23 protein-coding genes and 1 pseudogene are annotated in these 18,241 nt (G+C 57.4%); 8 read left to right on the top strand and 16 right to left on the bottom strand.

Annotation, left to right across the window (positions count from 1 at the left end; translation table 11 throughout):
• The first annotated feature begins 12 nt into the window (after positions 1–12).
• From CH74_RS07425 to CH74_RS07415, 3 genes are read left to right on the top strand one after another with little or no spacing between them, the layout of a single operon-like run.
• Positions 13–1,242 carry an ABC transporter substrate-binding protein gene (locus CH74_RS07425; protein ID WP_053070666.1) on the top strand — a complete coding sequence of 410 codons (1,230 nt, stop codon included), beginning with the start codon at positions 13–15 and terminating at the stop codon, positions 1,240–1,242.
• Complete coding sequence (locus tag CH74_RS07420) at positions 1,242–2,945, top strand: ABC transporter permease (RefSeq protein WP_048306822.1); 1,704 nt, start codon at positions 1,242–1,244, stop codon at positions 2,943–2,945. Before CH74_RS07425 ends, CH74_RS07420 begins: the two co-directional genes overlap by 1 nt.
• Positions 2,946–2,979: 34 nt before the next feature.
• The gene (locus CH74_RS07415; RefSeq protein WP_048306821.1) at positions 2,980–3,612 is read left to right on the top strand and encodes an ATP-binding cassette domain-containing protein; all 633 of its coding nucleotides are present in this window, start codon (positions 2,980–2,982) and stop codon (positions 3,610–3,612) included.
• Between the two features lie 103 nt (positions 3,613–3,715).
• On the opposite strand, the gene CH74_RS18210 is transcribed toward CH74_RS07415, so the two are convergent.
• On the bottom strand, positions 3,716–4,003 hold the full coding sequence (locus tag CH74_RS18210; protein ID WP_216594727.1) for a hypothetical protein: 288 nt from the start codon (positions 4,001–4,003) through the stop codon (positions 3,716–3,718).
• A gap of 393 nt (positions 4,004–4,396) precedes the next feature.
• Here CH74_RS18210 and CH74_RS07405 point away from each other — a divergent pair, with 393 nt between their 5' ends.
• The 3 genes from CH74_RS07405 (at position 4,397) to CH74_RS07395 (ending at position 5,819) form a co-directional block, all read left to right on the top strand.
• Positions 4,397–4,936, top strand: coding sequence for a TIGR04283 family arsenosugar biosynthesis glycosyltransferase (locus CH74_RS07405; protein WP_367379104.1), 540 nt, complete (start codon positions 4,397–4,399; stop codon positions 4,934–4,936).
• Positions 4,937–4,998: 62 nt separating this feature from the next.
• Entirely contained in the window at positions 4,999–5,589 is a 591-nt protein-coding gene (locus tag CH74_RS07400; RefSeq protein WP_048306819.1) for a sigma-70 family RNA polymerase sigma factor, read from the top strand.
• Entirely contained in the window at positions 5,589–5,819 is a 231-nt protein-coding gene (locus CH74_RS07395) for a zf-HC2 domain-containing protein (RefSeq protein WP_053070665.1), read from the top strand. The genes CH74_RS07400 and CH74_RS07395 overlap by 1 nt, the downstream gene beginning before the upstream one ends.
• 4 nt (positions 5,820–5,823) lie before the next feature.
• On the opposite strand, the gene maiA is transcribed toward CH74_RS07395, so the two are convergent.
• The 5 genes from maiA to CH74_RS07370 form a co-directional block, all read right to left on the bottom strand.
• Positions 5,824–6,483, bottom strand: coding sequence for a maleylacetoacetate isomerase (maiA, locus tag CH74_RS07390; RefSeq protein ID WP_048306818.1), 660 nt, complete (start codon positions 6,481–6,483; stop codon positions 5,824–5,826).
• A gap of 26 nt (positions 6,484–6,509) precedes the next feature.
• Positions 6,510–7,499, bottom strand: coding sequence for a fumarylacetoacetate hydrolase family protein (locus tag CH74_RS07385; protein WP_048306817.1), 990 nt, complete (start codon positions 7,497–7,499; stop codon positions 6,510–6,512).
• Between the two features lie 34 nt (positions 7,500–7,533).
• Positions 7,534–8,673 carry a homogentisate 1,2-dioxygenase gene (locus CH74_RS07380; RefSeq protein ID WP_048306816.1) on the bottom strand — a complete coding sequence of 380 codons (1,140 nt, stop codon included), beginning with the start codon at positions 8,671–8,673 and terminating at the stop codon, positions 7,534–7,536.
• Positions 8,674–8,724: 51 nt separating this feature from the next.
• Complete coding sequence (gene hppD, locus CH74_RS07375) at positions 8,725–9,834, bottom strand: 4-hydroxyphenylpyruvate dioxygenase (RefSeq protein WP_048306815.1); 1,110 nt, start codon at positions 9,832–9,834, stop codon at positions 8,725–8,727.
• Between the two features lie 222 nt (positions 9,835–10,056).
• Positions 10,057–11,613 carry a sigma-54-dependent transcriptional regulator gene (locus CH74_RS07370; protein WP_048306814.1) on the bottom strand — a complete coding sequence of 519 codons (1,557 nt, stop codon included), beginning with the start codon at positions 11,611–11,613 and terminating at the stop codon, positions 10,057–10,059.
• A gap of 238 nt (positions 11,614–11,851) precedes the next feature.
• Between CH74_RS07370 and phhA the strand changes: the two genes are divergently transcribed.
• Together phhA and CH74_RS07360 are read left to right on the top strand one after the other, a co-directional pair.
• A complete protein-coding gene (gene phhA / locus CH74_RS07365) occupies positions 11,852–12,703 on the top strand; it encodes a phenylalanine 4-monooxygenase (RefSeq protein WP_301280849.1) in 852 nt (283 codons plus the stop codon).
• Between the two features lie 32 nt (positions 12,704–12,735).
• Positions 12,736–13,074 (top strand): 4a-hydroxytetrahydrobiopterin dehydratase, encoded by a 339-nt coding sequence (locus tag CH74_RS07360; RefSeq protein WP_048306812.1) that lies wholly within the window; start codon positions 12,736–12,738, stop codon positions 13,072–13,074.
• A gap of 9 nt (positions 13,075–13,083) precedes the next feature.
• Here the strand turns inward: CH74_RS07360 and CH74_RS07355 are convergent, their stop codons facing one another.
• The 10 genes and pseudogenes from CH74_RS07355 to CH74_RS07315 form a co-directional block, all read right to left on the bottom strand.
• Positions 13,084–13,557, bottom strand: coding sequence for a DUF302 domain-containing protein (locus tag CH74_RS07355; protein WP_048306811.1), 474 nt, complete (start codon positions 13,555–13,557; stop codon positions 13,084–13,086).
• Positions 13,558–13,607: 50 nt separating this feature from the next.
• A pseudogene (locus tag CH74_RS07350) lies at positions 13,608–14,278 on the bottom strand (haloacid dehalogenase type II).
• Between the two features lie 160 nt (positions 14,279–14,438).
• A complete protein-coding gene (locus CH74_RS07345; protein WP_048306810.1) occupies positions 14,439–14,711 on the bottom strand; it encodes a PepSY domain-containing protein in 273 nt (90 codons plus the stop codon).
• A 115-nt stretch (positions 14,712–14,826) separates the two neighbouring features.
• The gene (locus CH74_RS07340; protein ID WP_048306809.1) at positions 14,827–15,045 is read right to left on the bottom strand and encodes a hypothetical protein; all 219 of its coding nucleotides are present in this window, start codon (positions 15,043–15,045) and stop codon (positions 14,827–14,829) included.
• A 71-nt stretch (positions 15,046–15,116) separates the two neighbouring features.
• Positions 15,117–16,208, bottom strand: coding sequence for a hypothetical protein (locus CH74_RS18630; protein WP_156181424.1), 1,092 nt, complete (start codon positions 16,206–16,208; stop codon positions 15,117–15,119).
• A 102-nt stretch (positions 16,209–16,310) separates the two neighbouring features.
• Complete coding sequence (locus CH74_RS07330; RefSeq protein ID WP_048306807.1) at positions 16,311–16,940, bottom strand: LysE family translocator; 630 nt, start codon at positions 16,938–16,940, stop codon at positions 16,311–16,313.
• Positions 16,941–17,072: 132 nt separating this feature from the next.
• Complete coding sequence (locus CH74_RS07325; protein ID WP_048306806.1) at positions 17,073–17,309, bottom strand: BrnA antitoxin family protein; 237 nt, start codon at positions 17,307–17,309, stop codon at positions 17,073–17,075.
• Entirely contained in the window at positions 17,287–17,577 is a 291-nt protein-coding gene (locus tag CH74_RS18205) for a BrnT family toxin (RefSeq protein ID WP_082140330.1), read from the bottom strand. Before CH74_RS18205 ends, CH74_RS07325 begins: the two co-directional genes overlap by 23 nt.
• 133 nt (positions 17,578–17,710) lie before the next feature.
• Positions 17,711–18,004, bottom strand: a complete 294-nt coding sequence (locus CH74_RS07320; RefSeq protein ID WP_048306805.1) for a type II toxin-antitoxin system RelE/ParE family toxin — start codon at positions 18,002–18,004, stop codon at positions 17,711–17,713.
• Positions 18,004–18,225, bottom strand: a complete 222-nt coding sequence (locus tag CH74_RS07315) for an addiction module protein (RefSeq protein ID WP_048306804.1) — start codon at positions 18,223–18,225, stop codon at positions 18,004–18,006. Before CH74_RS07315 ends, CH74_RS07320 begins: the two co-directional genes overlap by 1 nt.
• Positions 18,226–18,241 lie beyond the last annotated feature (16 nt).

The following is an 18,241-nucleotide window of genomic DNA, read 5'->3' as shown; positions in this document are numbered from 1 at the left end:
GGAATTGCCTGCATGCCTCGATCACTCGTTTCCCGGCTTCTTGCACCGCTGTTTGCCTTGCTCTCGGTCAGCTCTTTGCAGGCCCAGTCACTTGAGACCCAGGATCTCAATGACTGGGCGAGCATCGAAACCAGGGCAAAGGGCCAGACGGTCTACTGGAACGCCTGGGGCGGGGATGCCAATACCAATGACTACATCGACTGGGTAAGCCAGCAGATGCAGTCTCGCTTTGATATCGACGTGGTGCACGTGAAGCTAGGCGACACCGCCGAGGCGGTATCTCGGGTGCTCGCAGAAAAAGCCGCCGGTAACGATGAAGACGGCGCCATCGATCTGATCTGGATCAACGGCGAGAACTTCGCGGCCATGAAGAAGAACGGCTTGCTGTACGGCCCCTGGGCAGAGCAGTTGCCCAACTTCGCCCTGACCGCACCGGATGACAACCCGGAGATGCGAAGCGATTTCACCCTGCCGGTGGAAGGCCTGGAAGCTCCCTGGGGCAAGGCGCAGATTACCTTCTACTACGATAGCGACCGGGTCGAATCGCCCCCCAAGACCATGCGGGAACTGCTCGAGTGGGCCAGAAACAATCCCGGTCGTTTCACCTATCCGCTGGTGCCGGATTTTCTCGGCAGTACCTTTCTCAAGCAGGCCCTGCTGGGGCTGATCGACGATCCTGCGCCGCTGTATGCGCCGGTCAATGAGGCGAATTTCGAGAACGTCACAGCCCCGCTATGGGACTATCTCGATGCGCTGCACCCCAACCTGTGGCGCAGCGGCCAGAGCTTTCCCAATAGCGGAAGCGCCCTGCGCCAGCTGATGGGGGATGGCGAGCTCAGCCTAGCCTTCACCTTCAACCCCTTGGAGCCCGCTGCCGCCATGGCGGATTATCAGTTGCCGCCAAGCACACGCAGCTATGTGCTCGATGATGGCACTCTGGGCAACGTGCATTTCGTTGCCATTCCCTTCAATGCCAGCCACAAGACCGGCGCATTGATGCTGGCCAATTTCCTGCTCTCTCCCGAGGCCCAGGCGCACAAGCAGGATATTGAAGTATGGGGCGACGCCACCGTGTTGGCTCTGGATACGCTGAGCGAAAAACAGCGCCAGGCCTTTGCGACACTGCCGGACAACCCTGCGACACTGCCCATAGAGGCCCTCCAGCGCACCTTGGCAGAGCCGCATCCAAGCTGGATGGAGCGCCTGGAACAAGAGTGGCTTACCCGTTACGGAACCCGTTGATGCCCTCAGGTTATGCCCTGGGTGTACGTCTTGCGCCCTGGCTTACGATTACGCTGTTGAGCCTTCCCGTGGCAAGCGGTCTAGCCGGTGTCATCGCGCCGGCCTTCGGCTTTCTACCCGCCTTGGGTGGCGACAGTCTGACGCTGACTCATTGGCAGGCGTTGCTGGACAGGCCGGGCTTGGGCCGCATGGTGCAGTTGAGCTACGTCACGGGATTGGTCAGTGCCGGCGTATCGCTTGCCATCGTGATGCTGTTTCTCGGTGCCTTCATGCACACGCGAGTGTTCACGTCGGTGCGTCGACTATTGTCGCCGCTTCTGGCGGTGCCGCACGCCGCAGCGGCCATAGGCCTAGCATTCCTGCTAGCCCCTTCGGGGCTGCTGAGCCGCGCCCTGTCACCCGGGCTGACCGGCTGGCAGCACCCACCGGATATCCTGTTCCCGGGTGATCCTTTCGGCCTTGCGATGATTGCCGGTCTCGTGCTCAAGGAAGTGCCCTTTCTGCTGCTGATGAGTCTGGCGGCACTGCCCCAATGTCGCGCCAGTGAGCGCCTGCGCATGGCCCGCGCCCTAGGCTACGGACCGCTCTCGGCCTTTCTCAAGGTGGTGGTGCCGGGGCTCTATCCATTGCTGCGACTGCCGGTCTATGCAGTGATTGCCTTTGCCTCGTCCACCGTCGAAGTGGCCTTGATCCTGGGGCCCACGACGCCTCCACCCCTGGCAGTCGCGGTATTACGCTGGCTCAACGACCCGGACCTGTCGATGCGTTTCATGGCCTCCGCCGGGGCCTTGTTGCAGTTGGGGGTTACCCTGGCCGCATTGGCCACTTGGTGGCTGATCGAAGTCCTGGTGCGTCGGCTTACCCGCCGCTGGCTTTCGAATGGACGTCGCCACAATGGCGATGCCGTGCTTGGCGGCATCGCATTTGGTGCGGTTTCGCTCTCGCTGCTGCTTATTCTGGGCAGTCTGGTAGGCCTGATGCTGTGGTCATTGGCCGCCTACTGGCCTTTCCCCGAAGCGCTACCCCAGCCCCTGACGCTGCGCAACTGGACGAGGGCGGCCGCCAGTATGGGTGATCCATTGACCCAGGCGGCGGTGATCGGCATCGTCGCCACGCTTTTGTCGCTTGCGCTGGTAGTCGGCGCCCTGGAAGCGGAAACACTGCACCAACGCCCGACCCGACCCTGGGCACAGCTGATTCTCTACCTGCCGCTACTGGTGCCATCCGTGGCCTTTCTATTCGGGCTGGTATTGATGCAGATTCAGGCAGGGGTGCCGCCGGGAATCACCGCCGTCATTTTCGGCCACGCGATATTCGTGCTGCCCTACGTGTTCCTATCCCTGGCGGAGAGTTATCGTCGGCTGGACCCGCGTTGGGCGCATCTTGCCCGCAGTCTCGGCGCCAGCCCTGCTCGGGTATTCTGGCGGGTACGCCTGCCGATGCTCAGCGTGCCGCTGATGACCGCCGCCGCAGTGGGTTTTGCGGTGAGCATCGGCCAGTACCTTCCTACCTTGCTACTGGGCGCCGGCCGCGTCAGTACCATCACAACCGAGGCAGTAAGCCTTGCCAGCGGTGGTGATCGTCGTCTGACCGCGGTCTACGCCCTGCTGCAATTGGCCATGCCTGCGCTGGGTTTCGCTCTTGCCCTTGGGCTTCCACGGCTGCTGTTTCGTCGACGCAGCGGGCTTTTGACATCAGTATGACGCCGTCGCGCCATCTTTCATTTTCAGGAGCTCCATGCATTCGTTGATCTTGGAAAATGTACATATCGCCCTCGAAGGCAGTTCCCTGCTTGGCATCGATACCGCCATTGCACCCGGGGAAGTATTGACGGTAATGGGCCCTTCCGGAGTGGGCAAATCGACGCTGCTGGCCTATATCGCTGGCTTTCTATCACCTGCCTTCTCCGCCAGCGGCAGGGTTCGGCTAGGGGAGCGCGACCTCACTCGGCTACCCGCGGAGGCACGCCGGGTGGGATTGCTGTTTCAGGACCCGCTGCTGTTTCCTCATCTTGGCGTGGGCGGTAATCTGGCCTTTGGCATGATCGCCGACGGCTCACGCCGCGAGCGTCAGCAGCGTGTCGAGACGGCACTCGAGGAAATAGGCCTAGAAGGATTTGCCCACCGCGACCCCGCCACCCTCTCCGGCGGCCAGCGCTCCCGGGTAGCGCTCATGCGCGTACTGCTATCCAAGCCAAAGGCCATGCTGCTCGATGAACCCTTCTCAAAGCTCGACGCTACCCTGCGAGACGAAATGCGCCAGCTGGTGTTTGAACGGGTGCGTCAGGAAGGCCTGCCGACGTTGATGGTTACCCATGACGTGGCGGACGCCGAAGCGGCGGGTGGACGTGTGATTGAGCTTAACGGTTGAGACTTGCTTTGTTCCGATGACCCGGGCGCGATGCCTGCCCTCCCGCCCGATGTCATGGCAATTCCCTGTTTCAGCCTTCAGTGATTGAGTCTGCTTCAACCCGTCAGGACTCTGCCGCGCAAGGATTCTTCTTGGCCGCGCAGGGATTGGCGGCGCAGGGATTGGCTGCACAGGGGTTTTTCATGGCGCAAGGGTTTTTCGTCGCGCAAGGGTTGGCTCCACAGGTCTGCTTTGCCGCACAGGGGTTCTTGCTGGCACAGGGATTGGCGGCACCACAAGCCGCCATGGCCTGCATGGCTGCGCCGCTCAGCGATACGGCCAGTACGGTACCGGCTATCCGAGAGGCAATCCTGCCTGCAGGAGAAAGGGAAAAACGCTTCTTGAGTATCATGGGATCACTCCATCGGTTGTTGTTCGCCACCTGAAAGACACCGTGTTTCGCTGGCGTCTGATATTTGGTAGGTCGAGGAAGGAATCACTTACAGATTCAAGGTCATTTTTGTTTTCGGTGTGTTCATGCATGGCAAGACGCACCACTGCATACTGGACCAGGCCAATATTCCCTGGACTGACGACTGGGCGTTCTCGCTCCAAGGCGAACGATAAAAACACTTTCCCGTGTACATGAGGGCCGCGCGATGCAACGACCCCGACTCAGCATCATCATTCCTACTTTGAACGAAGCTCATGGGATCGAGGATCAGCTCGTTTCGCTACTGGGACTATGGGTCTGCGGTTGTGAAATCATCGTCGCCGATGGCGGTAGCAGGATCAGACCGTTGCCTTGGCTTCACCGCTGGTATCACGGGTGCTGGTGTGCGAACCCGGACGTGCTCGACAGATGAATGCAGGCGCCAGGGCCAGCCGGGGTGACACTCTGCTCTTTCTGCATGCGGATACGCGCTTGCCCAGGCGTGCGGATCAGTTGATCATCCAAGCGCTCACCCAGCGCGTCTGGGGGCGTTTCGACATAGCGCTTAGCGGTCGCCATCCGCTGCTCAAGATGGTGGCCGGCGCCATGAATCTGCGTTCGCGACTCACCGGCATTGCCACCGGCGATCAGGCGATATTCATGACCCGCCAGGCGTTCAATGCGGTTGGCGGTTTTCCTGAACAGCCCTTGATGGAAGATATCGAGATGTCGGCGCGTCTCAAGAGGCTTTCATCACCTGCCTGCCTGGGTCAGCGCGTAATGAGTTCCGGGCGCCGCTGGGAGCATGACGGCCTCTGGCGCACTATCCTGTTGATGTGGCGATTGCGTTATCGCTATTGGCGAGGCGTCGACAGCCGTGCGTTGACCAACCACTATCGCCAAGTGCGTTGAACGCCTTGACCTGCCCATTCAGGCGTACATGATGGCAAGCACTCTGCGAACGAGATGTGATCATGACGACATCTGCGAACGACAACAAGAACGAAAGAATGCAGCGCCTGGCAGCCATTCGACCGCGATTGGTCTCCTTTGCTCGTCTGCAGCTTCGCGATCTCGCTCAGGCCGAAGATGTAGTACAGGAAGCCCTGGTTGCCGCCATGGAAAAAGATGCAAGCTTTCTGGGGCATTCGGGCTACGAGACCTGGGTGTTCGGCATTCTCAAGTTCAAGATTCTCGACGGTTTGCGCAGCCAGCGTCGACAAGGCAACTGGCGTCCTTGGGAGGATGAGCTGAATGACGGTGCCATCGAGCGTCAGTTCAAACGTAACGGGCGCTGGGAAGAAGCCGCGCGTCCTTCGAACTGGGGCGATCCGGAAGCCGCTTTCGTCAGCGAGCGTTTCTGGCAAGTCTTCGATGCCTGCATGATTGCCCCGCCGGACAATATTGCGCGTATTTTTTCCTTGCGGGAGCTGATGGGTCTTTCCACCGAAGACATCTGCAAGGAAACCGGCATCAAGGAAAACAACTGCTGGGTCATCCTGCACCGCGCCCGATTGCGCCTGCGCGCTTGTATCGAAAACGGCTGGCTTGCGGAGAAAGCGTAATGTTCAAACTGATGGTGTGTCGAGAAATCACCAAGCTGATGTCCCGGCGCCTGGACGCCCCTCTCGGTTTCAAGAATCGCCTATTGTTGCGCATGCACGTTGGCATGTGCGGCGCCTGCCACGAATGCAACAAGCAGTTCGAGCTATTGCATCAGGCTGGTAATGCCTATAAGCCGCTCGCTGGCGAGCAAGACGCCACTGACGAAGATCCCACTCGATCAAATCGCTAAGGAATCACGGCGTCGTATCGGGTTGAACCTCCGGTGCCGCCCGTCGAAATGCCTCGTGTTCCCGAGCGCGGGCGTCAAGTGCGACCAGAAAGGGATACGCCGAGAGATCGCACTCGTAGCGCCGGGCGTTATAAAGCTGCGGCACCAGACACAGCTCCAGGAGTCCGGGCCGCTCGCCCAGGGAGAAAGCGCCTTGCAAGGCGGCCGCCTGAGGTTCCAGCGCTGCCAGGCCCAACGTCACCCAGTGTTGATACCAGGCCCGTTTGGTCGCGTCGTCGAGCCCGAGTTCGCCGCCCAGATACTGCAGTACCCGCAGGTTGTTGAGCGGATGAATCTCGCTGGCGATGTGCTGGGCAAAGCTCCTTGCCTGGGCGCGGTCCGCCGGCTCCCGGGGCAGCAAGGCGGGTTCGGGACGGGTTTCGTCGAGATACTCGACGATCGCCAGGGACTGGGACACTTGCGTTCCATCGTCATCGACGAACAGCGGCACCAGGCCCTGGGGGTTCATCTGCCGGTACTCGGCGCGGTGCTGATCCCCGCCGTCATGCACCAGATGGACGCTGCGATGCTCGACCTCGACCCCCTTGAGATTCACGGCGATGCGCGCTCGATAGGCAGCACTGGAGCGCCAGTAGCCATACAGAATAGGTTGCTGGTTGCGCATACTCTCTCCCGGGTTGATTGACTGTGTCATTCGCTTGGTGCGTAGCACTCCACGATCTGATCGATGGCGCCGAACAGCGATCCACCGTCACGATCGAACATTTCGATGCGCACTCGATCGCCGAACTTGAGAAACGGCGTGCGGGCCTCGCCGTGCTCGAGCACCTCGAGCATACGCTTTTCCGCCAAACAGGCGGAGCCCCTGCTGCGATCGTAGTTGGAGACCGTGCCGGAGCCGATGATGGTGCCGGCCCCTAGCGCCCGCGTCTTGGCTGCATGGGCTACCAGGGTAGGAAAATCGAAGGTCATGTCGATGCCGGCATTGGGACGACCAAACAGCTCCCCGTTAATATGACTGACCATGTCGAGATGCACCTTGCCGCCCTGCCAATCGTCACCCAGCTCATCCGGGGTGATCGCCACCGGCGAGAAGGATGAGGACGGCTTGGCCTGGTAGAAGCCGAAGCCCTTGGCCAGCTCGCCGGGAATCAGGTTGCGCAGGGACACGTCGTTGACCAGCATCAGCAGCTGGATGTGCGCCTCCGCCGCTTCGACAGCAATGCCCATCGCCACATCGTCGGTGATGATCGCCAGTTCGGCTTCGAGATCGATGCCCCAGGCCTCGTCCGCCAGGCGAATCGGCGCAGTCGGCGCCAGGAAGGTATCGGAGCCGCCCTGGTACATCAGCGGATCGTGCCAGAAGCTCTCGGGCATTTCGGCGCCGCGGGCCTTGCGCACCAGCTCGACGTGGTTGACGTAGGCGCTGCCATCTGCCCAGTGATAGGCCCGGGGCAGCGGGCTGGCGCAGTCTTCCGGTTGAAAATCGAAGGCCTCACTGCACTGGCCGTCATTCAGGGCTTGATAGCGTTCTTGCAAGCGCGGGGCCACCTGCGCCCAGTCATCAAGAGCCGCCTGCAGGGTTGGGGCGATATCGTTTGCCGCCACGGCGCGCTCGAGATTGCGGGAGACCAGCACCAGCTCGCCGTCACGCCCCCGGTTCAGGGATGCCAGTTTCATTGAAAACTCCTTGCCAACACAGAAATTGAAACCATCATTCGGCCTTGCCCGGGGCCCGCCAGGAATTCACATAGGCCGGGTTCTCGACGTCTTGTGCCGTCTCGGTAATACGCAGGCTGCGTCGAGTATCGATCATCACCGCGACTTCATCCGTGAAGGTCGCGGGATCGTCCTGGCTCTTCTTGAGGGCCTTGGGGTGAGGGCCGTGGGCGAAGCCGCAGGGATGAAAGGTGATCATGCCCTGCTCGATGTTGTCCCGGGAAAAGAAGTTGCCGCGGTGATAGAACAGCACTTCGTCGTAATCGTCGTTGTTGTGATAGAACGGCACCTTGAGCGCTCCCGGGTCGGATTCGATGGGCCGAGGGCAGAAGGTGCAGACGACGAAACCACGCGCCACGAAGGTGGTATGGGCTGACGGCGGCAGATGATAGCGATGGCTCATCACCGGGCGGATGTCGCGCCAGTTGAGGCTCACCACGGTGTTGTCACCGTGCCAGCCCACCGCATCCAACGGGTTGAAGGGAAAAGTCACGGTGGAAATTTCCCCCAGGCGTTTGACCCGAACCTGCCAGGTGCTCTCGTCCTGCTGATCGCGGAACGCCTGATCGAGGTGCGGGTGCTCGAGCACCGCCGGATCGAAGATGGCGTTGGGACCGAGCATGCCCTTGTCCGGCAACTGGTAGGCGCCATCGACATTCTCGATCATCAGGATTTCGCATTTTGCTTGAGACGCAAGCCGCCAAGCGGTGCCCCGGGGGATCACCAGATAATCGCCGTCGCAGAATTCGAGGTGGCCGTAATCACAATAGAGCGACCCCTCGCCGTGGTGGATGAACAGCAACTGGTCGCCGTCGCTGTTGCGCACCAGATGGCGCATCGGTTCATTCAGGCGCCAGAAGCGCAGCTCGATATCCGCGTTGTCGAGTACCACCGGCGCCTGCCAGGGGCAGGTCGGCGCCGCCTCGATGGCATTGAGATCGAAGGCATGCGGACGCAGCGGCCCTTCCCAATCGACCCAGCCGGTGGGGGGATGTTTATGATGCATGTGGCTGACCGGGCCGAAAAAGCCCTCGCGCCCCAGTTCACGCTCGAAGGTGCCGTCGGGCAGATCGCAGTGGGCCTGGCGGGAATGCGTGCCCTCCCGGATGGGAAAGTTGATCCAGCGGTGGCTCATGATGGACTCCTCGCGATGGCTGACAGGGTGATATCAAAACGCTGTCGCTCATTACTCCTTGAGCACGCCCCGGCGAATCTGATCTTCCTCGATGGACTCGAACAGGGCCTTGAAATTGCCTTCGCCGAACCCCTCATTGCCCTTGCGCTGGATGATCTCGAAGAAGATCGGGCCGATGACCGTTTCGGTGAATATCTGCAGCAGGATCCCCTCACGCGGGGCGCCGTCCACCAGCAGGTTCAATTCGCGCAGGTCCTCAATCTTCTCTTCATGGTTGGGCACTCGCTTGTCGAGCTTCTCGTAGTAGGTGTCCGGGGTGGTCAGGAAGGTGATGCCGTTGTTCTTCAAGCCGCGCACCGTGGCGTAGATGTCGTCCGTGGCCATGGCCAGGTGCTGGATGCCCTCGCCGTTGTATTCCCGCAGGAATTCGGCGATCTGGGAGTTGTCGTCGGCGGATTCGTTGATGGGGATGTGCATCTTGCCGCAGGGGGCGGTCATGGCCCGAGAGAATAGCCCGGTCTTCTTGCCGGCGATGTCGAAGTAGCGAATCTCGCGGAAATTGGCGATATCGGTATAAAAATTCGCCCAGACGTCCATCTGGCCGCGATCGACGTTGTGAGTCAGATGATCGAGCACCTTTAGCCCTACGCTATTGGCGTTCTTGTCGATGCCGGCACTCGATCCAGCCAAGGGTTCGAAGTCGATGTCGTAGATAGTGCGCCCCTTGCTATCGACCTTTTGATCGACGAAATAGAGCAGCGAGCCGCCGATGCCTTTGACCGCCGGGATACCTACCTCCCCTGGCCCTACCGACGTTTCTGCGGGTTCCGCGCCCTGAGCCACGGCGTAGTCGAAGGCCTGCCGAGCGTCGGCCACTTTCCAGGCCATGGCGCAGGCGCTGGGCCCATGCATCTGGGCAAATTCGGCGGCTTGGCTCTTCGGCTCGGCGTTGAGCACGAAGTTGATGCCTTCCTGCTGAAACAGGCTGACCGCCTTGGAGCGGTGCTTGCGCGTCTCGGTGAACCCCATCCGCAGGAAAAGCTCGCGCAGCGCCTGCAGTCCCTCGGCGGTAGGCGCCGTGTATTCGACGAACTCGAAGCCATCGGTGCCGATGGGATTGTGCTGGGAAACCTGTGGCGTCGGGGAAGCGGAAACGTTCATGGTCTTTCTCCAGGGGATTGTTATTGGGTCGCTGAATTCAGCCTAAGCCCCGGCGACGCGTCATGACGCGTTTTCATTCCTCCGGTTCACCTAACCGGCGCATTTTCGGCATCCCCTTTGTCAAGAAATACTGACAAGCCCGCACACAGCGCCTGATAGCGGCCTCTCGCGGCGCAAAAGGCTGACGATCTGTAAAACTGGATTTACAGCGATCTTCTTTCGTCAATCATCATGGCCGATGCCGTAGCGCTTGAGCTTGTTGGCGATGGTGGTATGTGACACGCCCAGTCGTCGCGCCAGCAGGCGACTCGAAGCGTATTCGGGATAGAGAGAGGCAAGCACGCGCTTTTCCACCTTGCCGAGAATATCGCTGAGCGAACCGTCGAGATCGACACCGGAAAACCCCGGCGCTTGAGCGATGGCGGGCAGGCGCAGATCGCGCGCCTGAAGCTCGTCGCCTTCGCATAGCGATACTGCCTGGAACAGTACGTTCTCGAGTTGACGCACATTGCCCGGCCAGTGATACGTCGACAACTTCTTGACCACCGCCCCGGAAAGCCCTGGGGGTCGACAGCCGATGTGGCGGGCGGCACGATCGATGAAGCGTCGGGCAAGCTCCTCGATGCCGTCCAGGCAGTCGCGCAATGGTGGAATATGTATCGAGAGGACGTTGAGACGATGATAGAGATCCTGGCGGAAAAGGCCCTCGGCACACAGCCGTGGCAGGTCCTGTTGAGTGGCACACATTACCCGCACGTTCAGATAGGTTTCCTCGTCGCTGCCCACCCGCCGAAAACCGCCGTCCTGAAGAAACCGCAGCAGCTTGACCTGAAGGCGCGGACTCATCTCGCCCACTTCGTCGAGAAAGATGGTACCGCCAGCGGTCAGCTCCAGAAGCCCCAGCTTGCCTTCGGGCCGCGCGCGCTCAAAAGCACCCGGTGCATAGCCGAACAGCTCAGTCTCGGCCATCGATTCCGGTAGACCCGCACAGCTGAGAACCATGAACGGCGCCTGGCCGCAGGGGCTCGCCAGATGACAGGCGCGTGCCAGCAGTTCCTTGCCGGTACCGGTTTCCCCCTCGATCAACAAGGGCGCGTCCAGCGGCGCCATGCGTCGCGCTTGTTGCACCACCTCCGCAAGTCCCGGGCTGGCCTGGAAGATCGCCTCGAAGCCGTGCATCTCCTGACGCTGGACCTGATAAATACGCTCGCCGACCCGATCGGCGCGGTGCAGCGTCACTACCGCCCCGGCCAGAGAAGCGACATCGTCCTCGCCGGTATGCAACGGCGCAATGTCGGCCAGATAGCTGGTTTCCTTGAGCGTCAGCCGCAGTCCGTTGACGCGAGCGTTGTTACGCCGCACCAGCTCGGGCAGATCGATATCCTGGAGATACCGATCCAGCGACATGCCGGGCACTTCGTCCACCCGCACGCCGAGCATCTGACCGGCGGCCCGGTTGGCGGCCACGATACGACCCTGCATGTCGATGGACATGACGGGATAAGGAAGCGATGACAACAAGGCATCGAGCTCCAGATGACGCCGCTCGCTGGGCATCAGCTCGACACGCTTGACGCCAAAGACGCCCTCCACCGCTTCGAGCCTGGGCCGGAGCGTAGCCAACTGGGCATTGAGCAGATGCGGTACGTGCAGATAGACGCTATTGCCCTGATCGCCGCCAACCTCCCCGCGCGCCACATTGAGACCATAATCGGCGAAGTGGGCCACGATATCCCGCAGGATGCCGACGCGATTCTGACAATGAAACTTGAGGCGCATGGTCGACTCGATCCGATGGGCGAAAACGCTGATGACGATTCAGCGTCACGCTATCCTGACTTGCTGTCAACATTGTGTTACACCCGCCTGCTGCCTAGGCGTGACAGCCAGCGTCTTCCACGCCGACTGAATCGACGACTTTGCTCGCGTCATGAAAGATTGACGCAAGATTTCGTGTTTCGGACAGAGCGCTCAGTAGCACGGCGCTTCGTGTCAGTGAAAAAACGCTATTCTGAGAATTGAACCCGGCTACAAACACAATGGGCGGGAGCACAAGATGAATAAGCCACAGACGAAAAAGCCGACCCAGTATCAGGCTCACCAGCCGGACGCGAACGGCATCATTCACTATAGTGACACTGAAAACGCGACCTGGCAGGCGCTGATGCGTCGCCAGAAGAACCTCATCGAAGGTCGCGTCTGTCAGGAGTACCTCAAGGGTCTCGAACGCCTGGCGCTGCCCGAGGATCGTATTCCCCAGCTTGGCGATATCGACCGCGTGTTGAGCCAGGCCACCGGCTGGCGGACCGCCCAGGTGCCGGCACTCATTCCTTTCAACACCTTCTTCGAGCTGCTGGCCGAGCGCCGCTTCCCAGTGGCGACCTTCATCCGCACGCCTGAAGAAATGGATTACCTGCAGGAGCCGGATATCTTTCACGAGATCTTCGGCCACTGCCCGATGCTGACCAACCCGGCGTTTGCCGAATTCACCGCCACCTATGGCAAGCTGGGGCTGGCGGCGAGCAAGGAGGAGCGCGTCTATCTGGCACGCCTTTACTGGATGACCGTCGAGTTTGGGCTGGTGGATACTGCCCAAGGCCGTCGTATCTATGGAGGTGGCATCATCTCCTCGCCCAAGGAGACGCTACATGCGTTATCAAACGTGCCAGCGCATCATCCATTCGATCCGATTGATGCCTTGCGCACCCCCTATCGCATCGACATTCTGCAGCCGCTTTACTATGTGATCGACGAGCTGAGCGCGCTGCAAGAACTCGCAGAACAGGACATCATGGCCATGATGCACGAGGCCATGCAGCATGGACTGTTCGCACCGACCTTCGAACCCAAGCAGACGGCCAGCGCCTGACTACCTATAAACGCCCTGACAGGAGCCTTTACATGAGTCAACTTTCTCAGCAGTCCTGCGAAGCCTGCAGCATCGATGCCCCCCACGTCACCCAGGAGCAGATTGATGAATTCAAGACTGCCATACCCGACTGGGACACCGTCGAGCGGGACGGCATTGCACAGCTGGAACGCGTGTTCACGTTTCGCAACTTCAAGCAGGCGCTAGAGTTCACCAATCAGGTAGGCGAGATTGCCGAAGAAGCCGGCCACCACCCGGCGCTGCTGACCGAGTGGGGCAAGGTCACGGTGACCTGGTGGTCCCATGCCATCAAGGGCCTGCACAAGAACGACTTTATCCTGGCGGCTCGGACCGATGAGCTGGCGTCATAAGAAAACGCTTCAGGAACCCGCCGCGGTCTCGGCCACGTCTTGAAGAATCTGAGTGATCTTGTCTAGCGGCAGATCGCACTCCTGCAACCCATGGCGCTCCGCCAGATAGGCGGGATCGTTCCACTCGATGCGGGTGCCCTCTTCGGTTTCGCGCAGCACCATCTTCTGGGGCAGATCCAGCGCGGTGCTGCCCTGGCACTGCATTAGCGGCGTACCCGCCTTGGGATTGCCGAAGATCACCGTGCGGGTGGGCGGTAGCTGTAAATCCACTTTCTCGGCATTCTGGGTATGATCGATCACGGTGAACAGCGTCAGCCCCTTGGATTCCAATGCATCTTTCAGCCGCGATTCCACCTCGGCTACAGGGAGTTGGGTCGTTACATGTTCGATACCCGGGAATGCATTTTCCGATGCCGCCCCAGCAACACCGACCTGAGCCGCAAGCGCAAACGAGGCCAATGTCATCAAGAACTTTGCTTTCATATTGTCAAACTCCTGTTTTGTAATATGCACGCGCTGCCGCCAGGCGGCCGTTAGCCGATGCGATCCACCAGTTCGTTGAGATCCGAAACGGTCATATCCGGATCACCGCCCCAAGTATCGAAAGGCGCCTCGGCGCTGCGGCGTATCCAGGCCGCGTGAAGACCGGCATGCTTGGCGCCGATCAGATCGAAGGGATTGGATGAGATCAGCCAGACATCCTGGGCGGCCACTTCCAGGCGTGTATGAAGATGCGCATACACCGCCGGATCGGGCTTGAAACGCTTGACCTCCTCCACACTGACGATGTCCTCGAAGTGTTCGAGAATGCCCGCCTGTTCGAGCAACCCGCTCACCGCCTCGCGGCTGCCGTTGGAAAACGCCACGCAGCGAAGCTTCGATGAATCCGCCAGTCGCGCCAAGGCATCCGCTGCATCGGGAAACGCCGGCAGGCGCCCGTAGGTTGCCATCAGCGCGTCCTTGTCATTGTCGGAAAGCTGCGTTCTCAAGGCGCGATCGACGAACTCCAACGCATCCCGGGTGCATTGCGAAAAATCCGCATAGGCGCCCATCAAACCGCGGCGAAAGGCATACTCGAGCTGCTTGTCGCGCAGCGCTGGGAAAAATTTGAGGTTTGATCGCCGACCAGCTCTTGCAGCTGCTCGTTGATCCCCTGGGTATCGATCAGGGTGCCATAGACATCGAACGCCAGAACCGTGGACATCGCTCACTCCTTTGAAACGGGAAATCGTCTACCACGAGGATAGTGGTTCAGAGTCGGATAGGATATGCGAATGGCTGTTTCTGTTGGCACGCAAGGCACCGGACAAATAAAACGGGCCCGAATTATCGGGCCCGTCAGAACGCTTTTCAGCGCGCTTCGCTCAGTCGTCCGAATCGCGTTCGTTCTTGGTAATCTCACCGCTCTTGGGATCTACATGAAACTCGTACTTTTCGCCGTTCTTCATGCCCTCTCCTTCCCAGTGGCCGTCGTCTGCCTGGATTTCGGAAACCTGAGAGTAACCGTCGTCTTCAAGGATGGATTTGACCTTATCCATGGAAATCCAGTCCTCACCGGGCTGATCGGCAAAGGACAATCCGCTGATCGAGACCAGACCCAGCGCCGCAATTCCAACTGCAATCTGTAGTTTACGCATTTTCTTTCACCCTTCCGTGGATTGAAATTTCAGTATTGGATAGTGCTAGGGAGGTGTCAATTCAGCGGATGGTCAGGTGAGGGAAGTCAACATGTTCGTTCGTTATGGCATGCAGTTACTGGTGTGCTACTGGCCGCATCTCGTAGATTCGGCCGTACCGTGCAGCCGCATCGAGATCACCTTGTTGAAGGGCATCACGCACGTCGTCCAGCTTGTAAGCATCGTCGACGCTTAGGTAGGGAGACCACTGCGTGCTGTCCTCAATCAGCGATACATCAACCTCGGCAACATACTTGCCCTCGTGCACATACTTCGTCTTGAATCGCTTCATCATGACTACATTCTCCTCGTGAAATTCTCATCCCATCGAACCGGGTCTGGCCGCGGTGACCGAGCAGGGCTTAGTTAGGTTTCTTGAAATAGTGTCAGCTGCCGGAAATCCTCCGCTTCATCATATTCATTGTTCTCAAGAGGTTCAGTGTCGAATTCTGGAAATGAAAGCTCAAGCTTCTTTTTCATAGACTTAGCATTGTGATGTTCAAGCCTTTCTGTAAATTCTTCTACTATTTTCTCCCTAAGCTCCTTATGAACTATTCCATCAACTTCTAAAGGACCAATTTTTACGCCGAAAAGAGCACCAAACAGTAAAGACCCTAAAATTATCTTTTGTCCGGTATTATCATCAACGCCAAGATAACTCCATACCGAACCCGGCGACATAAATTCAGCGGTAGTTGCCAGTTTAAAACTATCCTCTTTGAGAAACTGGTCGAACAATCTTTGAAAACTAATTTCTCTAGGATTTTCCGTAACATCTATTGATCTTGTTAAAACTTCAAGATCAGTAAGAATTGAAAATAGCTGGGAAACGCTATAGTTATTTATAGCATCGCTTTGATTTATACTTGTAGAAAAGAAAAGCTTTCCTTCTGAAACGAATATTGGGTACAACATATAGTAAATCGTGGTCCAATACGAATCAATATTAAACACTGTCTGTCTAGCGGAGATACTCCTTTTCATTGCTGTCGGCACATGTTTTTTTCTAATTTTTGGCCCCCATCTTACGGATCTCCGTAGCGAGAATGGCATTTCAGTGTAAACGCCAGTTTTTTTATCTAGAATCACCCTAACCGGGATATTGTTTATCCGAGGATGTCCAACGATTCGTCCAACCATTAAAGATTCCGAATCAATGCTTACTACGAGGTCACCCACAGATAAATCATCGACGAAAGTTTTGACTTGCGCGCATCGTCTTTGCGATCTAGCTATATAACCTTCTTCTCTTTTTCTTCTTTCCAAGCTGCTAATTTGTGATAGCAGTGAACTCACTTCAGGAAAGAACGGTTGATGATTAGAATGCGGAAGGTCTAAGTCGTCTAGATGGCCAATCGCTACCGTGCCTGCCTGCTGAAAATGGTCGATGTAATTTCCATCTTGAGCTCTTACAACCCAATACCTCTGGCTTTCCGGACGTTCAATAACATCGATCATTCATAAAGCCCTTTAAAAATTAAAATATTGGATAATTCTTGCCTATGAAATGCAGCCGAAGGCGTAATGTAATAGGCTCGCCGTATCTGCACTTGTTCGCTCCTATATCGTCGGACGTTTAGCAAACAATGCCCACATGCCTGCTGCTGAAAGTAACGCACCACCAATAAAATTGAATCTACGCTGCGCTTTGGCTGATGCTAGCAACCGACGAGCGGATGATGCGAAAACGGTGTACAACGTAGCGTTGATAGTCGCCAAAAAAACGAAGGTTACAGCAAGCAGCCACAGTTGAGATGAGCTGTTTGCCCCTGGTGTAATAAATTGGGGTAAGAATGCCACGAAAAAAATAATACCCTTTGGATTCAAGGCGGTAACGAGGTAAGTATTGGCAAACAACTTCAGGCGCGAGGAAGAAAAATCTGGTGCAGCAGTTTCGGCGGATAATAAACCAGCGCGAAACAGCTTGATGCCGAGGTACAGTAAATATAGACCGCCTGCTACTTTGACAACCGTGAACCAAAAAGCCGATATCGCCAGCAAGGCACCCAGCCCTAAAATAGATGCGAACAGCGCAGTTGAATCACCCAGCGCAACCGCAACCACTAGCGGTATATTGGCCTGACGGCCGTGGGCGATTGAATAGCTTATTACCGCCAGAATCGTAGGGCCGGGAATAACAAGCAGAACCGCCGATGCAATAACAAACGCGAACCAGGATTCAATTGCCATGAGCCTCCCTTCTGAAAGTTAACGTCTGTATTTGCGACATATTAGTTGGAGGGATACCGGATGCCACAGCCCATTTTATCGCTTTAAAACTGTATCCAGCGGAGGCTGCGAGCGATCCGTTATAGCGTCTTTTTAACGCTTCTTCTGCTGTGCAACGTATTCATCGAGCAGCTGCCTAATCATTTTTTGATATTGCATATGATGGTTTTTTGCTTCTTCCTTGAAAAAAGCAACGCTTTCGGAACTCAACGAAATAGTGACCTTTGTTTGCTCGTTTTTCAGTGCCAGCTCTTCAGGGGATGGAAGAAAATCTGGTACTAGCTTGATCTCACCAATCGGTTCTTCGCTATACCGAATTCGATTTTTCATAGACCTTTTTACCTTTGCGCCAGTAACCCGCACCAATTATTCGGATGCAGCCAGATCGATATGTGAATCGAACCGTGATAATGCCGGTGGCTTCCCAATTGCTACCAAAGCAGTAGTACCGTTTCTCTTTTTGACTGTGGCTCAAATCTTCGGCAATCACACGCTTTGGATCGAGAAAGGCGTACTGGGCTTCGTAGAACGAAACCCCGTGTTTACGCTGATTGGAAGTGTTCTTCGCCTCATCCCACTCGAAGTTCGATTCGCTCATGTAATGAGAATACGCCAGATATGGCTATTTCACCATACGTCGAACTTCTGACGCTCGACGATTTAGCTAAGCGGTGCGCGCAAGCGCGTTCGGTGAAGGCCAAGAAGGACCGGAACGAATCTGATAGCCTTTTTTATGACCGGTGCAGCCAATAACCTGGCCGGCGGCTCTGATGCATGACAGCAACGACGAGGCAAGCTGAAGTGGAAGGCTTGTAAACAACAGCATAGGGAAACTTGGTCAGTAGAAATCTGCGAGTTCGCTTACCGAATTTGGGCCAGGTTTCTGGCAGCGACCGTATCGATTCATAGGCAGCCTCCAACTCTCGGATGAAATCTCCTCCAAGACCTGCAGCCTGCTGCTCATACCATGAGTAGGCTTCTTGAATTTCTTGATAAATCGAAGGATGAAAATTCAATTCAGCCATTAAGAGGGTCGCTTGAGCTGGCTCTTTATTTCATCCCACGACACCGCTTGGACCTCGCCAGCCTCAAGCTCATCAATTCGCTGCTCCGCAAGAGATGACCATGCGGCATCAACATCCTCTTCGTGCTGAGTTTCAAGACTGGATATCAGGCAGTGAGCAAGCAGAGCCCGATCGTTAGCCGAGAGAAACTTTGCCTCTTCAATAACTTGCTTAAGCTTCATCTTTGGAGCCTCGTCT

The organism is Halomonas sp. PR-M31 (assembly GCF_001039575.1).
Lineage (GTDB): Bacteria > Pseudomonadota > Gammaproteobacteria > Pseudomonadales > Halomonadaceae > Modicisalibacter.
The sequence above is the reverse complement of the archived record's forward strand: the minus strand, read 5'-3'. Positions and strand labels throughout refer to the sequence as shown.

Coding starts and splice junctions, on each gene's coding strand:
- CH74_RS07425 (WP_053070666.1), top strand. CDS start 13: ATGCCTCGATCACTCGTTTCCCGGCTTCTTGCACCGCTGTTTGCCTTG.
- CH74_RS07420 (WP_048306822.1), top strand. CDS start 1,242: ATGCCCTCAGGTTATGCCCTGGGTGTACGTCTTGCGCCCTGGCTTACG.
- CH74_RS07415 (WP_048306821.1), top strand. CDS start 2,980: ATGCATTCGTTGATCTTGGAAAATGTACATATCGCCCTCGAAGGCAGT.
- CH74_RS18210 (WP_216594727.1), bottom strand. CDS start 4,003: ATGATACTCAAGAAGCGTTTTTCCCTTTCTCCTGCAGGCAGGATTGCC.
- CH74_RS07400 (WP_048306819.1), top strand. CDS start 4,999: ATGACGACATCTGCGAACGACAACAAGAACGAAAGAATGCAGCGCCTG.
- CH74_RS07395 (WP_053070665.1), top strand. CDS start 5,589: ATGTTCAAACTGATGGTGTGTCGAGAAATCACCAAGCTGATGTCCCGG.
- maiA (WP_048306818.1), bottom strand. CDS start 6,483: ATGCGCAACCAGCAACCTATTCTGTATGGCTACTGGCGCTCCAGTGCT.
- CH74_RS07385 (WP_048306817.1), bottom strand. CDS start 7,499: ATGAAACTGGCATCCCTGAACCGGGGGCGTGACGGCGAGCTGGTGCTG.
- CH74_RS07380 (WP_048306816.1), bottom strand. CDS start 8,673: ATGAGCCACCGCTGGATCAACTTTCCCATCCGGGAGGGCACGCATTCC.
- hppD (WP_048306815.1), bottom strand. CDS start 9,834: ATGAACGTTTCCGCTTCCCCGACGCCACAGGTTTCCCAGCACAATCCC.
- CH74_RS07370 (WP_048306814.1), bottom strand. CDS start 11,613: ATGCGCCTCAAGTTTCATTGTCAGAATCGCGTCGGCATCCTGCGGGAT.
- CH74_RS07360 (WP_048306812.1), top strand. CDS start 12,736: ATGAGTCAACTTTCTCAGCAGTCCTGCGAAGCCTGCAGCATCGATGCC.
- CH74_RS07355 (WP_048306811.1), bottom strand. CDS start 13,557: ATGAAAGCAAAGTTCTTGATGACATTGGCCTCGTTTGCGCTTGCGGCT.
- CH74_RS07345 (WP_048306810.1), bottom strand. CDS start 14,711: ATGCGTAAACTACAGATTGCAGTTGGAATTGCGGCGCTGGGTCTGGTC.
- CH74_RS07340 (WP_048306809.1), bottom strand. CDS start 15,045: ATGATGAAGCGATTCAAGACGAAGTATGTGCACGAGGGCAAGTATGTT.
- CH74_RS18630 (WP_156181424.1), bottom strand. CDS start 16,208: ATGATCGATGTTATTGAACGTCCGGAAAGCCAGAGGTATTGGGTTGTA.
- CH74_RS07330 (WP_048306807.1), bottom strand. CDS start 16,940: ATGGCAATTGAATCCTGGTTCGCGTTTGTTATTGCATCGGCGGTTCTG.
- CH74_RS07325 (WP_048306806.1), bottom strand. CDS start 17,309: ATGAAAAATCGAATTCGGTATAGCGAAGAACCGATTGGTGAGATCAAG.
- CH74_RS18205 (WP_082140330.1), bottom strand. CDS start 17,577: ATGAGCGAATCGAACTTCGAGTGGGATGAGGCGAAGAACACTTCCAAT.
- CH74_RS07320 (WP_048306805.1), bottom strand. CDS start 18,004: ATGGCTGAATTGAATTTTCATCCTTCGATTTATCAAGAAATTCAAGAA.
- CH74_RS07315 (WP_048306804.1), bottom strand. CDS start 18,225: ATGAAGCTTAAGCAAGTTATTGAAGAGGCAAAGTTTCTCTCGGCTAAC.